The sequence below is a fragment of the Streptomyces sp. 796.1 genome (assembly GCF_047525675.1).
In the GTDB taxonomy this organism is placed as follows: Bacteria; Actinomycetota; Actinomycetes; order Streptomycetales; family Streptomycetaceae; genus Streptomyces.
Map to the genome: position 1 here is coordinate 69080 of NZ_JBLIWA010000025.1, position 24449 is coordinate 93528.

The following is a 24449-nucleotide window of genomic DNA, read 5'->3' on the forward strand; positions in this document are numbered from 1 at the left end:
CGAGTGTGCTGACGTGTACCAGTCAGCCATGGCGGGTCAGGGTAAACACACCGTGATCATTTCCCGCAAGCCTCCGCCCCGCGGGACGCCCCGCACGACGAACCCGCAGGCCAGCATCGCACCATCAACCATCGGAATGAATAAGGGAGTTGACAGATGCCGAAGTGGCGCAACGAGGCCCCATAGGCGCACCGTATGCAAGGTTGGGATTGTTACGGAAGTGGTCCGGTGGCCCACAGTGAGTGGCGACCGGGGGCCCGGGACGGCTGGGCGGCCCGTCCGTATCCGGTCTGCACGGGTCCCCCCTCTTTCCCCCCATCGCCCTTGGAGGACACCCCGCTATGAGATTCCGCACCGTAGCGCGCATCGCGCTCGCTCCTGCCATGATCGCCGCGGCCGTGCTGTCCACGCAGAGCGCACAGGCCGCCGACCGCGCCCCCGAGCCCCAGCCGACCGCGCCCAGCACCAAGATCGTCGGTGGCGGGCCGGCCACCGAGGACTACTCGTTCATGGGCTCCATGCAGGTCCGTGGCCGACACGGCTGTGGCGCCTCGCTGATCAAGAGCACCTGGATGGTCACCGCCGCGCACTGTGTGGCCGGCCAGTCGCCGCAGAACTTCCAGATACGCATCGGCTCGCGGGACAACAGCACCGGCGGCACCGTGGCCTCGGTGGCCCAGATCATCCGCCACCCGCGGTACCAGAACGGCCCGTACGACATCGCCCTGCTGCGGCTGACCCGCGCGGTGCCCAACCAGCCGGTCGAGATCGCCGCCACCTCCCCCGCCGAAGGCACCTACACCAGGCTCCTCGGCTGGGGCCAGACGTGCGGCTCGCCCGGCTGCGGTGGGACCCCGCGCGGCCTGAAGGAGTTGGACACGCGCATCAACCCGGACCGCATGTGCAGCACGGCGTACAACAGTTCCGTGGAACTGTGCGTGTACGGCAGCCGCTCCGGCACCGCGTGTTACGGCGACTCGGGCGGCCCGGCGCTGCTCAAGGAGGGTGGCACGTGGCGCCTCGCCGGTGCGACCAGCCGGGCCGGTGCGAACAGCCAGATCTGCGGTACCGGTGACGCCACGGTCTACACCGACGTGACCGCGCACCAGCAGTGGATCAACACCCAGATCGGCGGCGCCCGCGCCAGCTAGCGCCGGCCGCTCACCACGATCGGCCCCCGCGCCCGGCCCCGGACCGCATCCCGGACGTCGCGCCGCGGGGGCCACTCGCCCCGGGAACGCCCCTAGCCAGCCGGCCAGTTGGGGCTCGGCGCCGCACCGGGGCGAGCGCGGGCCCGGTAGCCAGTCGGGGATGCCGGACCCGCAGCAGGCCGGGCGGCGCGGCGGGGTCGCACTCGCCCGGCCTGCACGGAGCGGGCGGCCGGGGGCGCGCCGAGCGACGGACCAGCCCGCAGGGAGCCGGCCCGCGTGAGACTCCCCGTAGGGAGCCGGCCGCGCTCAACCCCCCGCGCGGAGCCGGCCGCGCTAAACCCCCCGTACGGAGCCGTCCGCGCGCGACTCCCCGCACGGAGCCGCCTGCACGCGGCCCCCCGCACGGAGTGGCCGCGCAACGAGGATTGCCGTACGGGTTCGGCCCACGCGCGGCTCCCCGCGCGAACGGTCCCGCACGCGGCTGCCCGTACGAACCCGGCCCGTACACCGCTCCCCGTACGGGACTCGCCGTACGAACCGGCCCGGGGCCACCGCGGACCCGCGGACGAGGCGGGCGAGGCGGGCGACCGGCGACGACCCAGCGAGCAGCCAGCGCGACCAGCACGACCAGCACGACCAACAGCCAACGACCAACGCGGCCCGCAGCGAACGGCCAGCAGTCAGCGACCAGTGCTACCAGCGGTCAGCGGCAAGGGGTCGGTAGGCGGTGGACCGCGATGAGTCGTTAGAAGACGGACTCTGCCTCGTCCATCCGGTTCGCCGGTACCCGCTTGAGTTCGGTGACCGCCTCGGCCAGCGGCACCAGTTCCACCGCGGTGCCGCGCAGCGCGGTCATCATGCCGAAGTCGCCGCGGTGCGCGGCCTCCACCGCGTGCCAGCCGAAGCGCGTGGCCAGCACCCGGTCGTAGGCGGTGGGCGTGCCGCCGCGCTGTACGTGGCCGAGGATGACCGGGCGGGCCTCCTTGCCAAGACGGTTCTCCAACTCGGCGGCGAGCCGGTTGCCGATGCCGGCGAACCGCTCGTGGCCGTACTGGTCGATGGCGCCCTTCTGGTAGTCCATCGAGCCCTCCGCGGGGTGCGCGCCCTCGGCGACGCAGATCACCGCGAACTTCTTGCCCCGCGCGAACCGCTCCTCGACCATCTTCACCAGGTCGGCCACGTCGAACGGCCGCTCCGGCAGGCAGATGCCGTGCGCGCCGCCCGCCATGCCGGACTCCAGCGCGATCCAGCCGGCGTGCCGCCCCATGACCTCGACGACCATGACCCGCTGGTGCGACTCGGCGGTGGTCTTCAACCGGTCGATCGCCTCGGTCGCCACGCCCACGGCGGTGTCGAAGCCGAAGGTGCGGTCGGTGGCCGAGATGTCGTTGTCGATCGTCTTCGGCACGCCGACGACCGGCATACCGGCGTCCGAGAGCATCCGGGCCGCGGTCAGCGTGCCCTCGCCGCCGATCGGGATGAGCACGTCGATGCCGTACGAGCGGGCCAGTTCCTCGCAGTTCTCGGCGGCCTCGCGCAGCCGGTCGCGCTCCAGCCTGGCCGAGCCGAGGATGGTCCCGCCGCGGGCCAGGATGCCGCTGACGGCATCGAGGTCGAGGGGGCGGAACCGGCCGTCGAGAAGACCCTTGAAACCGTCCTCGAAGCCGATGACCTCGTCGTCGTGGCCGGCGACGGCGCGGTGCACGACCGACCGGATCACGGCGTTGAGACCGGGGCAGTCGCCTCCGGCGGTGAGCACTCCGATGCGCATCCTGGTCTTTCTCCTGCTCCTGGGGTTCCCCATGGGCCGAGGGCCGGGGGAGGTACATATGAGCTCGTCCGATTGTTTCACGGGCCCGCAGCCGCCGCGCACCCCACGGGTCATGCGCCGTACCCATACGCCCGGGTACTGTCAAGAGGGGATGCCCAACGGGACGGGTGATTCTTCGTTCGAATACGGACGGGGAGCCCGGCCGGGAACGGGGAAGTCGTACGCCGACGACGCCCCGGCCACCGGGCAGACACCGCGCTCCGGCACACCGGCCGGCGCAAGGAACCTGGCCACGCGCCGGGCCCGACCCGCCGACGGGCCGGCACGGTGCGCGGCCACCCCTCCGCCCCGGCCGACCCGCCTCAGCCGGCCCGCGCCGCGGACGGCGGAACTCCGCCGCGCCCCGACGAGTCAGACATCAGACAGCCACCCACCGCACACGCACCACCCGGCAGGCAGGCACCCACCCGACAGGCACAGACACCCACCCACTCCCACACGCAGACACCCACCCCACGCGCACCCCACACGCAGACACCCGGCAGGCCCCCGCACCCACCTCCCCGGAGACGCCCGGCAGACGCCCACCCTCCCCACACAGCCGCCCGCCCAGCGCCCCCGGCCACCCCCCGGCAAGCGACCCAAAACCCAACAGCCCAGCAACCCCGCAGACCGCAGACCAGACCCACAACCCCACAGGCCACAAGCCACAAGCCACAAGCCACAAGCACCACAGCAAGCAGCGGCGCCAGCCGCACCGCCGGACGGGCGGCCCCGTACCCCAGTCGTACGGACCACCACCCGCCCGGCGGCCGACAGACGGCCAAGAGCCGATGCAGCCCAAGGATCGGAGAGCACGCGTGACGCGCAGCGTGTATGTGACCGGGATCGACCGCGGGGACGGCCGTCAGGTCGTCGAGCTGGGGGTCATGGAACTCCTGACCCGCCACGTGGACCGGGTGGGCGTCTTCCGCCCGCTGGTGCACGACGGGCCCGACCGCCTCTTCGAGCTGCTGCGCGCCCGCTACCGGCTCACCCAGCCGGCCGAGACCGTCTACGGCATCGGCTACGACGAGGCCGCCGCCCTCCAGGCCGAGCGCGGCACGGACGAGCTGGTGTCCGAGCTGGTCACCCGGTTCCACGCGGTGGCCAGGGAGTACGAGTACGTACTCGTACTCGGTAGCGACTACGCCGCCACCAGCCTCCCCGACGAGCTGCACCTGAACGCGCGGCTCGCCAACGAGTTCGGCGCGGCCGTGATAGCCGTGGTCGGCGGGCAGAACCAGACCGCCGAATCGGTGCGCTCCGAGGCCCGCAACGCCCACATCGCCTACCAGGCGCACGGCTGTGACGTGGTCGCCCTGGTCGTCAACCGGGTCGCCCCGGCCGACCGCGAGGAGATCGCCGGGCCGCTGGCCGAGCAGGTGCCGGTGCCCTGCTACACGCTGCCCGAGGACGGCTCGCTCTCGGCGCCCAGCGTCCGCCAGGTGGTGCACACGCTCGGCGCCGAGGTGCTGCTCGGTGACGCCGCCGGGCTCGCCCGCGACGTGCGCGACTTCGTCTTCGGCGGCGCCATGCTGCCCACCTTCCTGCCCGCGCTGACCGAGGGCGCCCTGGTGGTCACCCCGGGCGACCGCGCCGACCTGATCATCGGCTCGTTGGCCGCGCACAGCGCCGGCGCACCGCCCATCGCCGGCGTCCTGCTCACCCTGGACGCCCGCCCCGGGCCCGACATCCTGGCCCTCGCCTCCCGGCTGGCGCCCGGCACGCCGGTGATCTCGGTGCCCGGCGGCAGCTTCCCGACCGCGGCCGAACTGTTCGCACTCGAAGGCAAGCTGAGCGCAGCCGCGCCGCGCAAGGCCGAGACCGCGCTCGGCCTGTTCGAGCGGCACGTGGACACCGCCGAGCTGACCGAGCGGATCTCGGTGGCCCGCTCAAGCCGGGTCACGCCGATGATGTTCGAACACGAACTGCTGGAGCGCTCGCGCTCGCACCGGCGCCGCGTCGTGCTCCCCGAGGGCACCGAGGAGCGGGTGCTGCGCGCCGCCGACGTGCTGCTCCGCCGCGACGTGTGCGACCTGACGCTGCTCGGCGACGAGGACGCGGTCCGCAAGCGCGCCACCGAGCTGGGCATCGACCTGTCCGGCGCCCAAGTCACCGACCCGCACACCTCGCCGCTGCGCGACCGGTTCGCCGAGTTGTACGCGCAGCTCCGGGCGCACAAGGGCGTCTCGTACGAGCTGGCCTACGACGTCGTCGCCGACGTCTCCTACTTCGGCACCCTGATGGTCCAGGAGGGCCTGGCCGACGGGATGGTCTCCGGCGCGGTGCACTCCACCGCGGCCACCATCCGGCCCGCCTTCGAGGTGATCAAGACGGCGCCGGGGGCGCAGATCGTCTCGTCGGTGTTCTTCATGTGCCTGGCCGACCGGGTGCTGGTGTACGGCGACTGCGCGGTCAACCCGGACCCGAACGCCGAGCAGCTCGCTGACATCGCCATCCAGTCCGCGGCGACGGCCGCCAAGTTCGGCGTTGAGCCCAAGATCGCGATGCTCTCGTACTCGACCGGCACCTCCGGCTCGGGCGCCGACGTGGACAAGGTCCGCAAGGCCACCGAGCTGGTCCGCGAGCGGCGGCCGGACCTGCTCGTGGAGGGGCCGATCCAGTACGACGCGGCGGTGGACGCGGCCGTGGCCGCCACCAAGCTGCCCGACTCGCAGGTGGCCGGGCAGGCCACCGTGTTGATCTTCCCCGACCTCAACACCGGCAACAACACGTACAAGGCCGTCCAGCGCTCGGCCGGTGCCGTCGCCGTCGGCCCGGTCCTCCAGGGCCTGCGCAAGCCGGTCAACGACCTCTCGCGCGGCGCCCTCGTCCAGGACATCGTCAACACCGTCGCCATCACCGCCATCCAGGCCCAGGCACAGCCCGCCCAGGGCGCCCCCGCAGCCCCCGCCGTCCCCGCAGAGAAAGCACCGACCGCGTGAACCACTCCCCCGACCGCACCCGGGTGCTGGTCCTCAACTCCGGCTCGTCATCGGTGAAGTACCAACTCCTCGACATGGCCGACGGCAGCCGGCTGGCCGCCGGCATCGTGGAGCGCATCGGCGAGGGCGAGGTGCCCGACCACACGGCCGCCCTCGACCAGGTCGCCCAGCAGCTCTCCGCGCAGGGCCTCGGTCTCGACTCGCCCGCGCTGGCCGCCGTCGGCCACCGCGTGGTGCACGGCGGTACCCGGTTCACCGCACCGACGCTGATCACCGATGACGTGCTCGCCGAGGTGGAGAAGCTGGTGCCGCTGGCCCCGCTGCACAATCCGGCCAACGTCACCGGCATCAAGGTGGCCCGCAGGCTCCGCCCCGACCTGCCGCAGGTCGCCGTCTTCGACACCGCCTTCCACGCCACGATGCCGGAATCCGCCGCCCGGTACGCCATCGACGTGGACACCGCCGACCGGTACGGGGTACGCCGCTACGGTTTCCACGGGACCTCGCACTCCTACGTCGCGCGGGCCACCGCCACCCTGCTCGGCAAGGACGTCTCCGACCTCAACACGATCGTGCTGCACCTGGGCAACGGGGCCAGCGCCTCGGCCGTGGCCGGCGGCGTGTGCGTGGACACCTCGATGGGGCTCACCCCGCTGGAGGGCCTGGTCATGGGCACCCGCTCGGGCGACCTGGACCCGGCGGCCGTCTTCCACCTGGCCCGGGTCGGCGGGATGTCCATCGACGAGATCGACGCCCTGCTCAACAAGCACAGCGGGCTGATCGGGCTGTGCGGCGACAACGACATGCGCGAGATCGGCCGCCGGATGGGCGAGGGCGACGCGGAGGCGCAGCTCGCCTTCGACATCTACGTACACCGGCTGCGCAAGTACGTGGGCGCGTACACCGCGGTGCTCGGCCGGCTGGACGCCGTCGCCTTCACCGCCGGCGTCGGCGAGAACTCGGCCGCGGTGCGCGAGGCCACCCTGCGCGGCCTCGGCGTGCTCGGCATCGAGGTGGACGCCGTGCGCAACGCGCTGCGCGGCTCCAGCGGCCGGCTGATCTCCACCGCGGCCAGCCCGGTGGCGGTGGCGGTGATACCGACCGACGAGGAGTTGGAGATCGCCACCCAGACGTACGAGCTGGTTACGGCCTGACCGGCGGGCGCGCCGGGCCGCACCCGTCCCGCGAGCCGGGAACGGGGGGCGCGGCCGGGCCCCCGAATCGGTCTAGACCAGCCCTATAAATTCCGCGCTGAAACAAACGGATAGGATCTGCCCCATGCGCCGTTCCAAAATCGTCTGCACCCTGGGTCCCGCCGTCGACTCCTTCGATCAGCTCAAGGCGCTGATCGAGTCGGGCATGAACGTGGCCCGTTTCAACATGAGCCACGGGTCCCACTCGGAGCACGAGGAGCGGTACCACCGTCTCCGCAAGGCGTCCGCGGAGACCGGCCGGGCGGTGGGCGTGCTCGCCGACCTCCAGGGCCCCAAGATCCGGCTTGAGACCTTCGCCGACGGCCCGGTCGAGTTGGTGCGCGGTGACGAGTTCACCATCACCACCGAGGACGTCGCGGGCGACCGGACCATCTGCGGCACCACCTACAAGGGCCTGCCCGGCGACGTCTCCAAGGGCGAGTCCATCCTGATCAACGACGGCAACGTGGCGCTCCAGGTGATCGAGGTGGACGGCCCGCGGGTGCGGTCCATCGTCATCGAGGGCGGCGTGATCTCCGACCACAAGGGCATCAACCTGCCCGGCGTGGCCGTCAACGTGCCCGCGCTGTCCGAGAAGGACATCGAGGACCTGAAGTTCGCGCTGGAGCTCGGCTGCGACCTGGTCGCGCTCTCCTTCGTCCGGGACGCCGCCGACGTGCGCGACGTGCACCGGGTGATGGACGAGGTCGGCCGGCGCGTCCCGGTGATCGCCAAGGTGGAGAAGCCGCAGGCGGTGGCCAACATGGAGGAGGTCGTCGCGGCCTTCGACGGGGTCATGGTGGCCCGCGGTGACCTGGCGGTGGAGTACCCGCTGGAGAAGGTCCCGATGGTGCAGAAGCGGCTCATCGAGATGTGCCGCCGCAACGCCAAGCCGGTGATCGTGGCGACCCAGATGATGGAGTCGATGATCACCAACTCGCGACCGACCCGCGCCGAGGCGTCCGACGTCGCAAACGCGATCCTGGACGGCGCGGACGCGGTCATGCTCTCCGCCGAGTCCTCGGTGGGCGCCTACCCGCTGGAGACCGTCAAGACGATGTCGCGCATCGTCACCGCCGCCGAGCAGGAACTGCTCTCCCGCGGCCTCCAGCCGCTGGTGCCCGGCAAGAAGCCGCGCACCCAGGGCGGTGCGGTGGCCCGCGCCGCCGCCGAGATCGCCGACTTCCTGGACGCCAAGTCGCTGGTCGCCTTCACCAAGTCCGGCGACACCGCCCGCCGCCTCTCCCGCTACCGCGCCCAGCAGCCCATCCTGGCCTTCACCACGGACACCCTCACCCGCAACGTGCTCACGCTGAGCTGGGGCGTGGAGACCTTCGTGGTGCCGCACGTGGACAACACCGACGCCATGGTGGAACTGGTCGACGCCGAACTCCTCAAGCTCGGCCGCTACAACACCGGCGACACCATGATCATCACCGCCGGCTCGCCCCCCGGTGTCCCCGGCACCACCAACATGGTCCGGGTCCACCACCTGGGCGACTGAGGCACACCACGCGGGCACCTGCTGCCCGACGGCCCGCCCGCGCCCCCGGCCGGCCCCTGGCCCCGGTGGCGCGGGCGGACCCCGTACGGCAGTTGACCGAGCCCGTCCCGTACGGACCACGAACGGCTCCGTGCCGTACGGGCCCCACGGCCGGCACCATCCCGTACGGTGTCCGGCCCCGTCTGCTGTACGGGCCCACGACCGGCCCATCCGTACGGGCCCGCGGCTGACCCCGTCGCACACCGGCCCGTGGACGATCCACGGGTACGGGCCCAGGCCGACACCCTCCCGTACGCGAGCCCGATCGACCCCGGCCCGTACGGCGCCCGGCACGGCCGTGGGCCGCGCCCCCGATGGTGGTGGCGCGGCCCACGGTCTTGTGCGGCTCCCGAAAGGGTCAGTGTGCGGCCCGTGGCCGGGACGTGTCGGCCGGGACGCGCGTAGCGCTCCGGTGCCGCCGGGTGTCGCCCGTTATTTGCCGGTCTGGTACAGGTGCATGCCGGGCACCGTCAGCGTGCCGCCGAACTGGCCCGCCTGGGTGACCCGCACCTTGGTGAAGAAGAGCTCGGGGAAGGTCAGCGGCGGCGGGGCGTCGGGGCTGAAGGTGACCGGGATGATGCCCAGCAGATTGCCCTTCAGCTCCTCCGTGTACATGGTCACGGTGCCGTTCCGCATGGTCGAGTTGCTGCCCGGGCGGGCGTCCACGTGGGTGGTCGCGCTGCCGGGGCCGACCACGGTCTGCTTCAGGTCGTGGATGTCGATCGAGCTCGCGGTGAACTTCAGGACCGCCTTCTCCCGGCCGCTGAACGTCTTCACCTTCACGATGCCGTCGTACTTGAGGCCGTGCAGCGCCAGCAGGCTGCTCTCCAGAATCCACGGGTCCTCGGGCAGCAACGGGGCGTCCGCCTCCAGCGGGGCGTTGCGCAGCGCCGCCTCGTCCCGGACGGGGCACGGGTAGGGCTGCGGGTCGTCGGGGGACGGCAGGGTCGGCCCGGCGCTCGGCTCGGCACCGTCCTTGTCTCCCTCGCCGCCCTTGTCGCCCTCGTCGCCGTCCTTCGATCCGGTATCGTCCGCGGTCCCTTCGGCCCCCTCAGACCCGTGGGTTCCCGCGGTCGCGCCGGGCTTCGCGGACTCCTCGCCCCGCGCACGGCGCTCGGCACGCTCCCGCTCCGCCTTGGCGTCGGCCTCCCGCTGCGCCTTCTCGAACTGCTCCTTCTTCTCCTGGACCGTGCTGGCCTGGTCCTTGGCCGCGCCGTCGGCGGTGGCGTCCGACCCGTCTCCGCCCTTGCCTGACGGCTCGTCATGCGCCGTCGTGGGCCGCTGAGTCGGCCGCTGGGTCGACGGCGCGTCGGCGCCGTCACCGGTCGCGTCCGGCCGCGGGGTGGCGCTCGGCTTGGGCGTGGTGCTCGGCTGCGGGGCGGTCGGCGTCGCGTGCTTGCCGCCGCCGAGTAGGTCCTTCAGCGCGTCGCCCAGCCCCAGCGGGTCCAGCGGGTGGCGCGAGGGGCTCGGCGTGGCGGCGGGCTCCGGGTCCGCGGCGTCCGTGGCCGGCGACTTCGCGGCCGGCGGCTCCGGGGCCTGGGTGACGCCGGACGACGGCTCGTGCGCCGCGGGCTGCGGCGCCGCGCTCGTCCCGGAGCCGTCCGGGGTCCGCGCGGCGCCGGACGACGGCCCGCCCGTCGGCGAACTCCCGGGCTGCTGGCCCGTGTTGGGCGCGTCCTGCTGGTCGCCCTGGTCCGTGCGGTCGCCATCCGGTGCTCCGGTACGCCCCTGCGTCCCCTCGCCCCGGCCGTCCGAACCCTTCGCGTCCTGCGGGTCCTTGCCGTCCTGCCCGGCCTTGCCGTCCTTATCGTCCTTGCTGCCCTTGGCGTTCTTGTCGTCCTTGCCTTCGGTGCCGTCCTGCGGCTCGTCCGGCTGGGTCACGCAGGGCCCCGGCTTGAAGCGGTCCTTGGCCTGGGTGTCGGCCTGGGCGAGTTGCGGGGTCAGCCCCATGCCCATGAGGACCGCCGTGGGCATGGCCGCCAAGGCGATGGCCTTGCCCGCGGGCACCTGCAACCGGGTCAGCATCGACTTCTTCGGGGCGGCGTGCCGCGGCCCCGCCTTGGTCCGGCGGCGCGGCTCGCCCCCCGGTGCCCCCTCTTCACCCCGCACGATGCCTCCCATTCCTGGATTCCTGGTCCGGCGTGGCCCCGGCGTCCGGCCCGGTCTCGGCCTCCGCCGGCTGCGGCGCACCCTCCTCGCCCACGATCGGCTCGGGCCCCGCGATCTGCGCTTCCTTCCCCAACTGCACGGCCGGCGCGGGCTGGACGCCGGGGCCGGGGTCCGGGTCCGGATGCAGATCATGGTGCGCGTCCTGGTCCGCGCCCTTGCCCGACTCGGCGGCGAGCACCTCGCCCGGCGCCCAGGAGACGCCCAGCGCGCCGCCGAACAGCGCGAGCAGGAAACCCATCAGGAAGCCCCCGAAGTTGGAGACCACCAACGACACCAGCCCGAGCAGGATCGCGGCGACCCCCGCGAAGACCCGGGTGGCGGACTGGAACCACATGGTCAGGCCCAGCACCACCAACAACACGCCGATGATCAGCGAACCGGACCCGGCGGTGGTGGACATCCGGATGGTCAACTGGCCCATGGTGAGGTTGGCGTACGGGAAGTACGCGATGGGGAGCCCGCCGAGCAGGGTCAACAGCCCCGCCCAGAACGGACGCTGCCAGCGCCACGCGCGAAACGCCGCCCGTAGCTGGCCCACCCGGTCACGCGCCCCCGGCGACTCGGCGCCCATCGAAACCCCCGGCGACTCGGCACTCATCGAAAACAGCTCCCTGGGGCTGGCGATCGCATCGTCGATCGCAAGTGTTCACAGCGTGAGCACGGGGGTGAGGGGCGATGCCCCCCACCCGCCTCAGTGCCTCAGTAGCACTCGTGCTTGCCCTTTTGCACGTTCATCGACAGGCCCGAGAGCTTGAAGGTGCCCGCGCTGGTCGCCCAGGCGGTCTGCTTGACATCCTTCAATTGCGCCCTGTCGGCTTCCTGGGCGAACGAACCGAGGTCCGCAGCGTCGCCCTTCTTGACGCCAGGGCCGTACTTCGTATCTCCGGCCGCCACACCGATGTTGATGTCAGTGAACGTCGCATCGGCGTTCAACTGGTCGAGATCGATGTAGAGGTTCTTGGCCTTCACCGGGTTGCCCGCCTTCGTACCGGCCGACAGCTTCAGCGACACGTCGCCGAAGAGTGGGACCGGGATGACGACGGACTGGCAGAGGTTCTTGATCGTGGCGCTATCGAAGGCCGACACGGCGACGGGGATCTTCTTGCCCCCGCGCTGTGTGTCGATCGCGCCGTACTGGACGAACCCCCTACCGTCGAGCTCTCCGGCGGTGACCTTGAACTGCTGACCGGAGACGCTGAACGAAGCGGCCAGCGCCCCCTGCGAGAGGGCCACGCCAATGGCGGCCGTCGCAGCGACGCTCGGCACCATGACGACGGCGAACCGCTTCCATCTAGTCCCGCCACGAGCCAGGGACTCCATGACTTTCCTCCTTCTCGGACGTACATCTCCGGAGCCAGGCCGCCCGCTGTGACCGGAGCGGTCTGGTCTGAGATGGGAGAAGTGCTACGTCCTCGGGAAGGAGAGCGCCCGCGCCGGGCAGGGTGCACCCGGATCACCGGCGATCACCCCCGAGCGACAACCACTGCCGCGCTGGGCGCGCGACCTTGCCGGACAGGCCCTGCCGCGGTGGGCAGAGACCCCCCTGTCCAGAAGCCGGCCCACCTGCCGCCGACCCGCTCGGTGGGGACCCACGACCCCCCAGCCCCGACTGGCTGCCGTGCTGTGGGAATGGACCGAGCTTGGCCGATCGTGGTCCATCCACGGCGTCGACACAAGGGGTTCATTACTTGCGAGTAACGCGCGGATAACCGAACCGGCGCTGGCCGATATCGGCCGCACACCGAGGGTCGCCGGCAACTGGTCGGAAAGTAACGGATATGCCGCACCAAAGAAGGACATACATCCGCGGTCCACTTACTACGAGTAACAGCGGTCGCGTTTACCAAGTTTTGGTAAAGCGCGACCGCTGCTTCGTTTGGATCGAGGTGTGTCCAAGGTGTGAATATGCGGGGCCGGACCTGAGGTCGGCCGCGGGGCTAGAACAGCACGCGGGCCAGGGCGCTGCGGGCGGCGACGACGCGGAGGTCATCGGCGCCGATCACCTCGAAGAGTTCGAGGAGCCGCACCCGGGCCGCCTCCCGATCGTCCCCGAAGGTCCGCTTCACGAGGTCCACCAGCCGCCCGAAGGCGTCGTCCACGTGACCGCCGACCAGATCGAGGTCGGCCGCCGCGAGCTGGGCCGGCACGTCGGTCGGCCCGTCGGCCGCGGCCTTGCGCACCTGCTGCGCGTCCAGCCCCTGCACCCGGCCGAGCAACTGGGTCTGCGCGAGGCCGAGCTTGGCCTCCGCGTTGTTCGGGTCGTCGGTGAGCACGTTCCGGTACGCCTGCTCGGCGCCGGCCAGATCGCCCGCGTCCAGCGCCTGGTGCGCGGCGGAGAGCGCCGCGTCGTACGGGCCCGGGGGCTGCTCGGTCTCCTCGGCGCCCTCGGCGATCGCATCCGGGTCCACCGTGAGCCCGACGATGCCGAACTGCTGCTCGGCGGCCTGGATGAGCTGGTCGAAGACCTGCCTGACCTGCGCTTCGGGGGCCGCGCCCTGGAACAGCGGCACCGGCTGGCCGGCGACCACCGCGAAGACGGCCGGAATGCCCTGCACCCCGAACTGCTGGAACAGCGCCTGGTTCGCCTCGACGTCGATCTTGGCGAGCACGATCCGGCCCGCGTACTCCCGGGTGAGCCGCTCCAGGATCGGGCTGAGCTGCTTGCACGGCTCACACCACTCGGCCCAGAAGTCGATGACGACGGGGACCTCGGTGGAGCGCTGGAGGACCTCCTGCTGGAAGTCGGCCTCGCCGACGTCGAGCACCAGTCGCACGGAGCCGGGGGCCGCGCCCCCCTGGGCCGCCTGCTGGGCCCGTGCCTGCTCCGCCTTCTGCTTGGCTTCCCCGGCCGCCTTGACCGCGGCGAGGTCGACTACTCCCATGGGCAAATTCCGTGGCTGCATGAGTACATCCTCTCCTTTCCGCGCGGCGATCGGAAAACGCTTCGTGCGATGCGTGCACCGGGCCCCTCGAAGACGCGCCGCCGGTGTGCGGAGCGCGGGCGGGGCCCGGCGTGACCCCGAAGGGCCGGGTGCCGGCGCCGGGTCCCCACCCGGCGCCGAGAAGTCTGCCGGCCGCGTCCCTGGACCTCGCTCCGACCGGAATCCACCCTGGTCAAAGCTGGTCAGCCGACGTGGCCGCGGAGCGTGGCTGCCACTCTTTCGATACGGGTCGTAGCGTAACTGCCGGTCCCGGGCGGCCCACAAGATGCTGGGAGGATACGGTTCGTGATCTCGCTCACGACGCTCCACCTTCTTTTGGTTACCCGGGGGTAAGGTCGCCCGCATGCCGTGTCCCACGCACCGCCGCAGCACCGGCCGGACCGGTCGGCCCCGCAGCACGGAGGCAGACCGGGCGATCCTGGACGCCACCCGTGCCGCGCTGGTCGAACTGGGTTGGGGAAAGCTGACGCTGAGCGACGTCGCCGCCCGGGCCGGGGTCGCCAAGACCACCCTGTACCGCCGGTGGGCGGGGAAGAACGAACTGGTCGTGGACGCGGTGGCGGACCTCTTCGACGAGCACCTGGAACTGCCCGACCGGGGCAGCCTGTACGCCGACGTGGAGGGCGTGGTGCTCCAGTTCGCCGCGCTGCTTGAGCGGCCGGAGACGCAGACCGCGCTGATGGCGGTGGTCGCCGAGGCCACCAGGGACGAGGCGCTGCGGGACCGCATCCGGTACGCCATCGTCGAACGGCAGAAGCGGCTGGTGCTGCTCGGCCGGGAACGCGCCCAGGCCCGCGGTGAACTCCCGCTCGACGAGGACGCCTCGGTCGCCGCCCGCCAGGCCGACCTGATCTTCGATCTGATCGCGGGCACGGTGGTGCACCGCGCCCTGGTCAGCGCGGAACCGGTGGACGCGGAGTGGGCCGCGACCTTCAGCACGCTGGTGGTCACGGGGGTGCGGGCGAGCGTGGGGGCCGGGCCTGAGGGGGATGCGGTGGCCGCGGCCAGTGCCGCATCCGAGTCCGGGGCCGGGATCGGGAACGGAGCCGGGCCCGGGGCCAAGAACGGGAAGGGGAACGGTGCCGGGTCCGGGAACGGGGCCGACGGCCGCCGCCCCGTGTCGGCCCGCCCCGCGGACGGCGACTGACGGCCCGCCACGGCGGGCCCGGGCGAGGGCTGACGGCCCGCCACGACGGGCCCGCGGCTCCCGCACCGCCCACGCCACCCGTGCCGCACCGGTATCTGAACCACCCACAGCCCCAGCCCCCAAGAAGAAGCTGGGGGCCACGAGCCCCATAAGGCCCCGCCTCCCCCAGCCCCCAGCGCTCCCCAGCTCCCCAGCTCCCCAGCTCCCCAGCTCCCCAGGAAAAGAAGAGCCCCACAGGGCCCAAGCCCCCCGTCGGGGTGGGGATTTCCCCAGGGTGACGGTGCTCGTGAGGCACCCGCGCGGCGGGCTGGTAACCGGCTGCCGCGCCGCGCGGCGCCGGGCGAGGATGAGCACATGAGCCGACACCACACCTCAACTGCCGGCACGGCGGGGCCGATCCGCGCCCGCCGCCGTACCACCGTGACCGCCGCCGCCGTGCTGCTCGCCGTCTGCGCGACGCCGGCGCTCGCCGCCCCCGGCCCGGCGCCGCAGCGCGCCGCGGACGCGACCGCCGCGACCGGCACCACCACCGCGGCCCACGCCGGCCGCGGCACCCTGCACTCGATCACCCCGCTCCCCCGGCTCTCCCGGGACGAGGTCAGCCGGACGCTGGCGGACGCCGGCGTGGACGTGAGCGCGGTACGCCACGGCGTCGCCTCGTACCGGCTGGACTACGCCACCCGCACCCCCACCGGCCGTCCCACCACCGCGTCCGCGCTGCTGGTCCTGCCGGAGGGCGGCGGGCACCGGCTGACCACCGTGGCCGAGATGCACGGCACCACCGTCTACCGCGAGGACGCGCCCTCCACCGGGGACAACGCCACCGACCTCGGGGCGCTGCTGTACGGCTCGGGCGGGCGGGCCGTCGTCGCCCCCGACTACCTGGGGCTCGGCACCGGCCCCGGCACCCACCCGTACATGGACACCGCGTCCTCGGTGACCGCGTCGATCGACGCGCTGCGCGCCGCCCGCACCGCCACCGCCAGGCTCGGCCGCGCGCTCACCGGCGACGTGCACGTGACGGGCTTCTCGCAGGGCGGGCAGGTCGCCATGGCGGTCGGCAAGGAGCTGGCCCGCGGCGCCGACCGGCACTTCAGGCTGCGCTCGCTCACGCCGGTCAGCGGCCCGTACGACATCGGCGGCCAGGAGTTGCCTGCCATCTTCGACGGCCGCGTCGACCAGGTCTCGGCGGTCTTCTACCTCTCGTACTTCCTCACCGCGCAGAACAAGCTGCACCACCTGTACGGGGACCCGCGCGAGGTGTTCCGGCAGCCGTACGCGGACCGGGTGGAGGAGCTGCTGAACAACGACCACACCGAGGAGGAGGTGGCCCGGGGGCTTGCGCCCACCGTGCAGGAGTTGCTGACCGACGAGTGGATCGAGCGGCTCAAGCACCCGACCGGCAAGCTGGCCGATGTGGTCGCGCGCAACGACACCACCTGCGACTGGCGCCCGCGCGTCCCGGTGCGCCTGCACACCGCCGCCGGCGACCGCGACGTGCCCATCGGCAACACCACCTCCTGCGTCGCGGCCCTCGCCGAGCACGGCGCCCGCGCCGAGGTCATCGACCACGGCCAGGTCCCGCACTTCGGCGCGTACCGGGCCGCGATCGCCGACAACGCACGGTGGTTGGCCCGCCACGGCTGAGCCCCCGCCCGCAGCCGGCGCCGCACCGCGCGCCCGCACTCCCCCGCACACCACCCGCCCCCACGGGTGCGCACCCCACAACTCCGCGCCCCACCACCGCAGACCGCACCCGCAGCCGCTCCGGGTCAACCCCCGGCGGGTGCGGTCTGCCCCCGGATTCCCCTACGGGGAAACCCACCCCCAAGAGGGGGACGCACCCGATGGTGGCCGGGGCCGGCGTGCTCAACGATCAAGGCATGACCTCACGTGAGAGCCGGTTCACCGCCCGTACCAGCGTCGGGCTGACCGCCCTGGCCACCGCGCTGCTGACCGCCGTGTGCGCCGCCCCGGCCCTGGCCGCGCCGCCCGCGCCGTCCGCCCCGAGCACCCCGAACGCCCCCGCTGGCCCGCACCCGTCCGCCGCCGACACCGCCCGCCCCACCGACCGGGCCCGCGGCACGCTGCTCTCGGTGACCCCGCTCCAGCAGGTGTCCCGGGAGAAGGTCGCCGAGGTCGTCCGGGCCAACGGCACCGACGCCGACTCGGTGCGGTACGGCATCGCCGCGTACCGCCTGACCTACGCGACCGTCTCCCCCACCGGGCAGCCCACCACCGCGTCCGCCCTCTTCGTCCTGCCCGACGGCGGCGCCAAGCGCCTGGCCACGGTGGCCGAGCACCACGGCACCACCGGCTACCGCGGCGGCGCGCCCTCCACCGGCGGCGACTACTCCACCCTGGGCGCCTGGCTGTACGCCTCCGGCGGGCGGGCCGCCGTCGCCCCCGACTACCTGGGCCTTGGCACCGGGCCCGGCACCCATCCGTACGTGGACACCGCGTCCTCGGTGACCGCGTCGATCGACGCGCTGCGCGCTGCCCGCACCGCCGCCACCCAGCACGGCCGCACCCTCACCCGCGACGTGCACGTGACGGGCTTCTCGCAGGGCGGGCAGGTCGCCATGGCGGTCGGCAAGGAGCTGGCCCGCGGCGCCGACCGGCACTTCAGGCTGCGCTCGCTGGCTCCGGTGGCCGGCCCGTACGACATCGCGGGCCAGGAGCTACCGGCCCTCTTCGACGGCCGCATCGAGGACGGTTCGGCCGTCTACTACCTCTCGTACTTCCTCACCGCCCAGAACCGGCTGCACCACCTGTACGGGGACCCGCGCGAGGTCTACCGGGAGCCGTACGCCAGCACCATCGAGGCGCTCTTCGACAACGACCACACCGAGGAGGAGATCGCGCGGGGGCTCGCGCCGAACATCAAGGCGCTGCTGACCGACGAGTGGGCCACGCGGCTCAAGCACCCCACCGGCAAGCTGGCCGAGGTCATCGCGCGCAACGACGGGGCGTGCGAGTGGCAGCCGCGGGTGCCGGTGCGGCTGCACACCTCCACCGGCGACCGCGACGTGCCGATCGGCAACGCCACCTCGTGCGCCGGGATGTTGGCCGAGCGCGGCGTGCGCGCCAAGGTGATCGACCACGGCGACCTGGACCACGGCGACACCTACTTGCGGGCGATCGGCCAGAACGCCAACTGGTACGCGCGCCTGGGGTGAGGCACCGGCTGCGGACGTCGGGCACCGGCGGCGTACGCACGAAGGCGGTCCGCGCACCCCGGGGGGCGCGGACCGCCGTGCGTCATGGGTCGTGCGGTGCGGGAGCCGGTCAGAAGCCGATCGGCTCCGTCCAGCCGCCCCACTCCTCGCGCAGCACGCCGCAGATCTCACCTAGGGTGGCCTCGGCGCGGACCGCGGTGAGCATGGGCTCGATCATGTTGGAGCCGTCGCGCGCGGCGGCGAGCATCGCGTCCAGCGCGGTGCGCACCACGGCGTCGTCGCGCCGGCTCTTGCGGTCCGCGAGCGAGCGCACCTGCTCCCGCTCGACCTCGTGGCTGACCCGCAGGATCTCCAGGTCGCCGGTGACCGAGCCGTGGTGGACGTTGACGCCGACGACGCGCTTGTCGCCCTTCTCCAGGGACTGCTGGTACTGGAAGGCGGATTCGGCGATCTCGCCGGTGAACCAGCCGTCCTCGATGCCGCGCAGGATGCCGGAGGTGATCGGGCCGATCGGGTGCTGCCCGTCGGGCACCGCCCGCAGGCCGCGCTCCTTGATCTGCTCGAAGATCTTCTCGGCGTCGGCCTCGATCCGGTCGGTCAGCGCCTCCACGTACCAGGAGCCGCCGAGCGGGTCGGCCACGTTGGCGACGCCGGTCTCCTCCATCAGCACCTGCTGGGTGCGCAGCGCGATCTCCGCGGCCTGCTCGCTGGGGAGCGCGAGGGTCTCGTCCAGCGCGTTGGTGTGCAGCGAGTTGGTGCCGCCGAGCACCGCGGACAGCGCCTCGACCGCGGTGCGCACCACGTTGTTGTACGGCTGCTGCGCGGTCAGCGAGACGCCGGCGGTCTGGGTGTGGAAGCGCAGCCACTGGGCCTTGTCGGACGTCGCCCCGTACACGTCGCGCATCCAGCGGGCCCAGATCCGGCGGGCCGCGCGGAACTTGGCGATCTCCTCGAAGAAGTCCAGGTGGGCGTCGAAGAAGAAGGACAGGCCCGGGGCGAAGGTGTTCACGTCGAGGCCGCGGGAGAGGCCGAGCTCGACGTAGCCGAAGCCGTCGGCGAGCGTGTACGCGAGCTCCTGCGCGGCCGTCGCCCCGGCCTCGCGGATGTGGTAGCCGGAGACGGAGAGCGGCTTGTAGGCGGGGATGCGCTCGGCGCAGTGCTCCATCAGGTCGCCGATCAGGCGCAGGTGCGGCTGCGGCGGGAACAGCCACTCCTTCTGCGCGATGTACTCCTTGAAGATGTCCGTCTGGAGCGTGCCGTTGAGGACGCCGGGGTCGACGCCCTGCCGCTCGGCCGCGACCAGGTACATGCAGAACACCGGCACCGCGGGCCCGCTGATCGTCATCGAGGTGGTGACGTCGCCGAGCGGGATGTCCTTGAACAGGACTTCCATGTCGGCGGCCGAGTCGATGGCCACGCCGCAGTGCCCGACCTCGCCGAGCGAGCGCTCGTCGTCGGAGTCGCGGCCCATCAGGGTCGGCATGTCGAAGGCGACCGAGAGGCCGCCGCCGCCCGCCGCGAGGATCATCTTGTAGCGCTCGTTGGTCTGCTCGGCGTTGCCGAAGCCCGCGAACTGGCGGATGGTCCAGGTCCGACCGCGGTAGCCGGTCGGGTGCAGGCCACGGGTGAAGGGGTACTCACCGGGCCAACCGATGCGTTCGAAACCGGCGACGGTGTCACCGGGGGCGGGGCCGTACACCGGCTCGACGGGGTCTCCGGAGAGCGTGGTGAAGTCGGCGTCACGCTTGCGTGCCGCGTCGAACCGGGCCTGCCAGCGACGGCGGCCGTCCTCAATGCCTTCGGCGTCCATGCCAGCAAATTTACTTGGACGTCCTAGTAATTGTCGATGGCTGGCCGCGTCACATGGCCCACACCCCGCCCCGGCCCCGCCAGGTGGCCGGCCGCCGCGGCGCCCGCACCGCCGGGGCCCGGCCCGCCCCGGCCCCGGACGACACGGAGGGGCGCGCCGCGGCACGCCCCTCCGTCAAGCTCTTCATTTGTCGCGCTCACTGCCGTGACCTGCGCGAACGCCGCCCTCAGCGGCATCGTCCGGCGGCACCAGCGGCCGACCGGGGCGAAGCGGGCCCCCGCCGTCCGCCGGATCGCCCGCACCGCGGGCCGCCCCCACCGCGCGCCGTGGCCCACCCGGCGGACGAGAGGGGTGGCACGTCACACGTCGTACGTGATGCGTGGTGCGCCCTGCGTCGTACGTCCCCCGCTGTGCGTCACGCGTCGTACGCACGTGTCGCGCGGCAGCCGGGGCTGCGGGGCGGCGCCGAGCGGACGCGGGCCCCGGAGCCGGGGCGCGGTCCGGGCCGGCGCTCAGGCGTTGGCGGGCTCGGTCTCCGCGGTGATCAGCGGCTCGACCTCCTGGACGACCTTGCGCTCCACGAAGAACGCGGCCGTCGGGATGGTGCCGGAGACCAGCACCCACAGCAGCTTGCCAAACGGCCACCTGGCCTTCTGGCCCAGGTCGAAGGCGAAGATCAGGTAGATGATGAACAGCACGCCGTGGATCTGCGAGATGACCAGGGTCGCGTCGGCGCCCTTGTCGAAGCCGTACTTGAAGATCATGGAGGTGCAGAGCACCAGCAGCATCACGGCGGTGATGTAGGCCATCACCCGGTAGCGGGTCAACACGCTTCGCTTCATGGATACGAGCGTAACGGCCCGTTCCGTACGGATCTTGGCCGGCCCTGCGCGCCGCTCGCCGCTGCGCTACGAGGCGTGCACTACGAAGCGCCCGCAACAGGCGGCCCGGCGGGCGGGCCGTCGGCCGCGGCAGCCGCGTCGTCGAAGTCGCCGGCCGCCACCCGCAGCGGGCGCAGCAGGTCGAAGACCTCCTCGCACTGCTCGGCGCCGTAGGTGCCGAGTCCGAAGCCGATGTCCATCAGGTCCTTCGTCGCGGCCTCCACCACCTCGCGCCCCTGGTCCGTGATGGAGGCGAGGGTGCCCCGCCCGTCGTTGGGGTTGGGCCGCTTGGCCACCAGGCCCGACTTGACGAGCCGGTCCACCGTGTTGGTGACCGAGGTCGGGTGGACCATCAACCGTTCGCCGATCTTCGACATGGGCAGTTCACCGGATTTGCTGAAGGTGAGCAGCACCAGCGCCTCGTACCGGGCGAAGGTCAGCCCGTACGGCTTGACGGTCGCGTCCAACTGCCCGAGCAGGATCTGCTGGGCGCGCATGATCGAGGTGATGGCGGCCATCGCCGGCGCGGGTCCCCAGCGCTGCTGCCAGAGTTCGTCGGCCCGGGCGATGGGATCGAAGGGGAGACTGAGCGGTTTGGCCACGGCACCGACCCTATCCGCCAGTCATATGCTGGTCAGCCCCGTCTCAGAGTTCGGCCGCATTTCCCACTCGCCCCGGCGCGGGGCCGAACGCGGCCCCTCTCGTACGCCGCACGGGCCGTCCCGTACGCCGCCCGCGCACCGTCCGGTACGCGTCCGGCGCCGCCCGCCAGTGGCCGGCGGGGGCACCGGAGGCGGCACGGCTCAGCCCTTCTTCTCGAAGACGACCTCCGGGTTGGCCGGGCTCTCGGCGTCCAGCAGCGGCTGCGGCACCCCGCGCAGGTGCTGGTCGAAGAAGGCGCCCACATAGCCGCGGGTGATCTGCTGCGAGCGGGTGCCCGAGAGCGGGATCGCCGGGTCCTGGTAGCCCAGTTGCTCGGCCAGCACCGGCCAGTCGGTGAAGCTGAGGTGGCCCGCGGTGCGCACGGACAGCCAGCGCTTCCAGCCGTCGAGCCGCTGCCAGGCGTCCTGCCAGGAGGTGTCGTCCAGGTCCGGCGGCATCAGCGCCATGTCGCTGCTGATCATCAGGAACGGCCGGCCGCCCAGACCGCCGCCCGGCACCGGCGTGAAGAAAGTGCCGTCCAGGTTGACCCCGGCTCGCACCCGCGGGTCGGCCGCCATGGTCGCCGCGGTGCCCGCGCCGCCGATGGAGTGGCCTGCCATGCCGATGCGGGAGGAGTCGATCAGCTTGGCGTGCCGCCAGGTGGCCCGCGGCCCGGTCAACTCGTCGAGCAGGAAGGACACGTCCTTCGCCCGGCCGTCGGAGACCCGGCGCAACTCCTCGGTCGGCAGCACCTGTTCACAGGAGACGCAGTCGAGCAGCCGCCCGCCGGGGAAGCTGGAGCCGCCCGACTCGTACGCGTGGTCCACGCTGGCCACCACGTAGCCGCGGCTGGCGAGCTCCTCGGCCAGCACGGTGAGCGAGGAGCGCTGCATGGTGTACCCGGGCGAGAGCACCACCAGCGGGTACGGGCCGCCGGCGCGCAGCGGGCGGGCGCCCGCGCGGGCGTTGGTGCGGGTGCTGCTGAGCTCCCGGGGCGTCAACAACTTGCCGACCTCGCCCTGGGCGTCGAGCAGGGCCTTGGACTCGGCCTCGGTCTGGTAGCCGGCCCGGTGGCCGGTGCCGGGGGCCGCCGGGTAGTAGAGGGAGACCATCAACTCGCGGTCGGCGGTGGGCACCCACGGGTCCTTGCGGTCCTCGTCCACCAGGTGCAGCACGTCACGGCCGACGGCGTGCGCGCCGGTCGGCCGCGGCAGGCGCAGCGTGACGCCCTTGGCGTCCCCCGTCCCGCCGGCGACGTGCGCCCCGGGGGCGAGGTCGGCCCGGTCGGTCGCCGCCGGACCCCGCGGGTCGGCCACCGCCGTGCTGGTGAGGGTGGCCGGCACGGCGATGGCCAGGGTCACGAGCGTGGTCGTCAGACCGCGAGTGATCTTGTTCATGGCCGCGACCCTAGGCCACGTTAGGTGGCCCTTACCTCATCCTCAGGTCGTATGTCGCGGCCCGTTGCGGGGCGGTCGGGGGCCGGCCGGGAGCCGGCGGGGGCGCCCGCGGGGGGCCGGAGCCGCCCGGCTCGTACCCGGTCCGCACCGTCCGTCCGGTGGGCTGATTACCACCGCTTACCACCGCCTCGCCGCCGGGCGGGGTCGGGCCGGGACATCATGAGGGGCGCCGCGCCTGCCGGTGACCGAAGGGGAGGGGACGGGCAGCGAGTGCGGGACCGGAACATCGCGCGGGAAGGGCCACGCTCAGGGACGCGGGTCTGCTCTTCCCACCACGGACGAGGGGTGATCGTGCAGTACCAGAGTGAGACGCAGGGCGAGCAGGCCCCCACCCCGGACACCTGGGGCGCGTGCCCGCGCCAGGGCCTGGCGCAGGGGCGGTCCCGATGAACGACCGCGACTACGCCCCCGACGCCGAACCCACCGGCACGAAGTGCCCGTGGTGCCACGGGACCGGCACCGTGCACCACATGTACGCGTACGCACCGGGCGTCGACCCCTTCGGCAACGACACGCTGACCGTCGGCCGGGCCGGCACCTGCAAGCACTGCCGGGGAACCGGGGAGTACGAATCGGAACTCGACCCCACGCTCGACGCCTGGCGCCGCGGCGCGCAGTGAGCCCGCGGGCGGCGGGGGGGGCGGACGCACCACGGCGGGCGGCTCCGTCTCGGTCTGTCCCGCCGGAGACCGGGCAGCTCGGTCTAGATCCGCCCCGCCCGGGCCAGGGTTCATCCGGCAGAGTTCCGCCCCGGCCGCATCCGTGCCGGCCGGGGCAGAGCCGTCAGTGGGGAGCCGTCAGCCGTCAGCCAGGTGTCGCTCGACGGTCTCCACCTTGGAGGTCAGGCCGTCCACCACGCCGGGCCTGATGTCGGCCTTGAGGACCAGGCTGACCCGCGGGGCGCGGGCCTCGACCGCCGCGACGGCGCGCTTGACGACGTCCATGACCTCGTCCCACTCGCCCTCGATCGAGGTGAACATGGCGTCGGTGCGGTGCGGCAGGCCCGACTCGCGGACCACGCGCACGGCGTCGGCGACATAGGAACCGACGTCCTCACCGACGCCGAGCGGGGTGACGGAGAAGGCGACGATCATGCGTTGACGATGCCTTCCTTGCGGGCCCTGGCGGCGATGACCCCGGCCTCCGCCTCGCGCTTGAGCTTGCGCTCGGCGAAGAAGCCGCCGGTGGGCAGCACGGACAGGACGAAGTACAGGGCTGCGGTGCGCAGCGACCAGCGGGTGCGGCTCCAGGAGTCGGCCCAGAAGATCACGTACAGCACGAACAGCACGCCGTGCACCATGCCCATGACCGGCACCGCGTTGAAGTCCGTGGTGCGCTTGAGGACCGAGCAGAGGATGAGGATCAGGAAGGAGATGGCCTCCGGCGCGGAGACCAGGCGGAGCCGGCGCAGGGCGGAGGCGGTCTTGATGTCCACGGGGGCACCTTCAGGGGTTGAGGAGGCGGGAGGACCGTGTTGCGGCGGCGGGCGCGGACACCCCTTGTGCCCGCCTTCACAAGCTCTGCCATTGTGACAGTTACCTGGACGATCACTGCTCGGGGGTCCGCTGTCCGGCGAT

Annotated in this window: 18 protein-coding genes and 1 pseudogene; 8 read left to right on the top strand and 11 right to left on the bottom strand. The window is 72.6% G+C overall.

Annotated elements, in window-relative coordinates:
- Positions 1-341: 341 nt before the first annotated feature.
- Entirely contained in the window at positions 342-1151 is an 810-nt protein-coding gene (locus ACMA1D_RS18480; RefSeq protein WP_414725103.1) for a S1 family peptidase, read from the top strand.
- A gap of 745 nt (positions 1152-1896) precedes the next feature.
- Here ACMA1D_RS18480 and ACMA1D_RS18485 read toward each other — a convergent pair.
- A complete protein-coding gene (locus ACMA1D_RS18485; protein WP_349992866.1) occupies positions 1897-2922 on the bottom strand; it encodes an ATP-dependent 6-phosphofructokinase in 1026 nt (341 codons plus the stop codon).
- Positions 2923-3782: 860 nt separating this feature from the next.
- Between ACMA1D_RS18485 and pta the strand changes: the two genes are divergently transcribed.
- The 3 genes from pta to pyk all read left to right on the top strand — a co-directional run bounded on the left by pta (position 3783) and on the right by pyk (position 8606).
- Entirely contained in the window at positions 3783-5909 is a 2127-nt protein-coding gene (gene pta / locus ACMA1D_RS18490; RefSeq protein WP_414725104.1) for a phosphate acetyltransferase, read from the top strand.
- A complete protein-coding gene (locus ACMA1D_RS18495) occupies positions 5906-7063 on the top strand; it encodes an acetate kinase (protein ID WP_414725105.1) in 1158 nt (385 codons plus the stop codon). Before pta ends, ACMA1D_RS18495 begins: the two co-directional genes overlap by 4 nt.
- Before the next feature lie 124 nt (positions 7064-7187).
- Positions 7188-8606 (top strand): pyruvate kinase, encoded by a 1419-nt coding sequence (pyk, locus tag ACMA1D_RS18500; protein ID WP_414725106.1) that lies wholly within the window; start codon positions 7188-7190, stop codon positions 8604-8606.
- Between the two features lie 471 nt (positions 8607-9077).
- Here the strand turns inward: pyk and ACMA1D_RS18505 are convergent, their stop codons facing one another.
- The 4 genes from ACMA1D_RS18505 to ACMA1D_RS18520 all read right to left on the bottom strand — a co-directional run bounded on the left by ACMA1D_RS18505 (position 9078) and on the right by ACMA1D_RS18520 (position 13717).
- Complete coding sequence (locus ACMA1D_RS18505; RefSeq protein WP_414725107.1) at positions 9078-10766, bottom strand: hydrogenase expression protein HypF; 1689 nt, start codon at positions 10764-10766, stop codon at positions 9078-9080.
- Positions 10744-11385 (bottom strand): DUF6114 domain-containing protein, encoded by a 642-nt coding sequence (locus ACMA1D_RS18510; RefSeq protein ID WP_414725134.1) that lies wholly within the window; start codon positions 11383-11385, stop codon positions 10744-10746. The genes ACMA1D_RS18505 and ACMA1D_RS18510 overlap by 23 nt, the downstream gene beginning before the upstream one ends.
- A 128-nt stretch (positions 11386-11513) precedes the next feature.
- Entirely contained in the window at positions 11514-12134 is a 621-nt protein-coding gene (locus ACMA1D_RS18515; RefSeq protein WP_414725108.1) for a DUF6230 family protein, read from the bottom strand.
- A 617-nt stretch (positions 12135-12751) separates the two neighbouring features.
- On the bottom strand, positions 12752-13717 hold the full coding sequence (locus ACMA1D_RS18520) for a tetratricopeptide repeat protein (RefSeq protein WP_414725109.1): 966 nt from the start codon (positions 13715-13717) through the stop codon (positions 12752-12754).
- Positions 13718-14099: 382 nt separating this feature from the next.
- Here ACMA1D_RS18520 and ACMA1D_RS18525 point away from each other — a divergent pair.
- From ACMA1D_RS18525 to ACMA1D_RS18535, 3 genes and pseudogenes are all read left to right on the top strand, one after another.
- Positions 14100-14732, top strand: a pseudogene (locus ACMA1D_RS18525) (TetR/AcrR family transcriptional regulator); the annotation flags it as partial.
- A gap of 525 nt (positions 14733-15257) precedes the next feature.
- Positions 15258-16550, top strand: coding sequence for an alpha/beta hydrolase (locus ACMA1D_RS18530; protein WP_414725110.1), 1293 nt, complete (start codon positions 15258-15260; stop codon positions 16548-16550).
- A 236-nt stretch (positions 16551-16786) separates the two neighbouring features.
- Positions 16787-18082, top strand: coding sequence for an alpha/beta hydrolase (locus ACMA1D_RS18535; RefSeq protein ID WP_414725111.1), 1296 nt, complete (start codon positions 16787-16789; stop codon positions 18080-18082).
- A gap of 109 nt (positions 18083-18191) precedes the next feature.
- Here ACMA1D_RS18535 and ACMA1D_RS18540 read toward each other — a convergent pair whose 3' ends face one another.
- The 4 genes from ACMA1D_RS18540 to ACMA1D_RS18555 all read right to left on the bottom strand — a co-directional run bounded on the left by ACMA1D_RS18540 (position 18192) and on the right by ACMA1D_RS18555 (position 22812).
- Positions 18192-19892, bottom strand: coding sequence for a methylmalonyl-CoA mutase (locus ACMA1D_RS18540; RefSeq protein WP_414725112.1), 1701 nt, complete (start codon positions 19890-19892; stop codon positions 18192-18194).
- 512 nt (positions 19893-20404) lie between these two features.
- Complete coding sequence (locus tag ACMA1D_RS18545; protein WP_349993339.1) at positions 20405-20734, bottom strand: DUF3817 domain-containing protein; 330 nt, start codon at positions 20732-20734, stop codon at positions 20405-20407.
- An 80-nt stretch (positions 20735-20814) separates the two neighbouring features.
- Entirely contained in the window at positions 20815-21375 is a 561-nt protein-coding gene (locus ACMA1D_RS18550) for a MarR family winged helix-turn-helix transcriptional regulator (RefSeq protein ID WP_414725113.1), read from the bottom strand.
- 201 nt (positions 21376-21576) lie between these two features.
- Positions 21577-22812 carry an alpha/beta hydrolase family protein gene (locus tag ACMA1D_RS18555; RefSeq protein ID WP_414725114.1) on the bottom strand — a complete coding sequence of 412 codons (1236 nt, stop codon included), beginning with the start codon at positions 22810-22812 and terminating at the stop codon, positions 21577-21579.
- A gap of 446 nt (positions 22813-23258) precedes the next feature.
- Here ACMA1D_RS18555 and ACMA1D_RS18560 point away from each other — a divergent pair, with 446 nt between their 5' ends.
- On the top strand, positions 23259-23492 hold the full coding sequence (locus tag ACMA1D_RS18560) for a hypothetical protein (protein WP_414725115.1): 234 nt from the start codon (positions 23259-23261) through the stop codon (positions 23490-23492).
- 177 nt (positions 23493-23669) lie between these two features.
- On the opposite strand, the gene ACMA1D_RS18565 is transcribed toward ACMA1D_RS18560, so the two are convergent.
- A complete protein-coding gene (locus ACMA1D_RS18565; protein WP_414725116.1) occupies positions 23670-23966 on the bottom strand; it encodes an MTH1187 family thiamine-binding protein in 297 nt (98 codons plus the stop codon).
- Positions 23963-24307 carry a DUF3817 domain-containing protein gene (locus ACMA1D_RS18570; RefSeq protein ID WP_414725117.1) on the bottom strand — a complete coding sequence of 115 codons (345 nt, stop codon included), beginning with the start codon at positions 24305-24307 and terminating at the stop codon, positions 23963-23965. The genes ACMA1D_RS18565 and ACMA1D_RS18570 overlap by 4 nt, the downstream gene beginning before the upstream one ends.
- Positions 24308-24449: the final 142 nt, after the last annotated feature.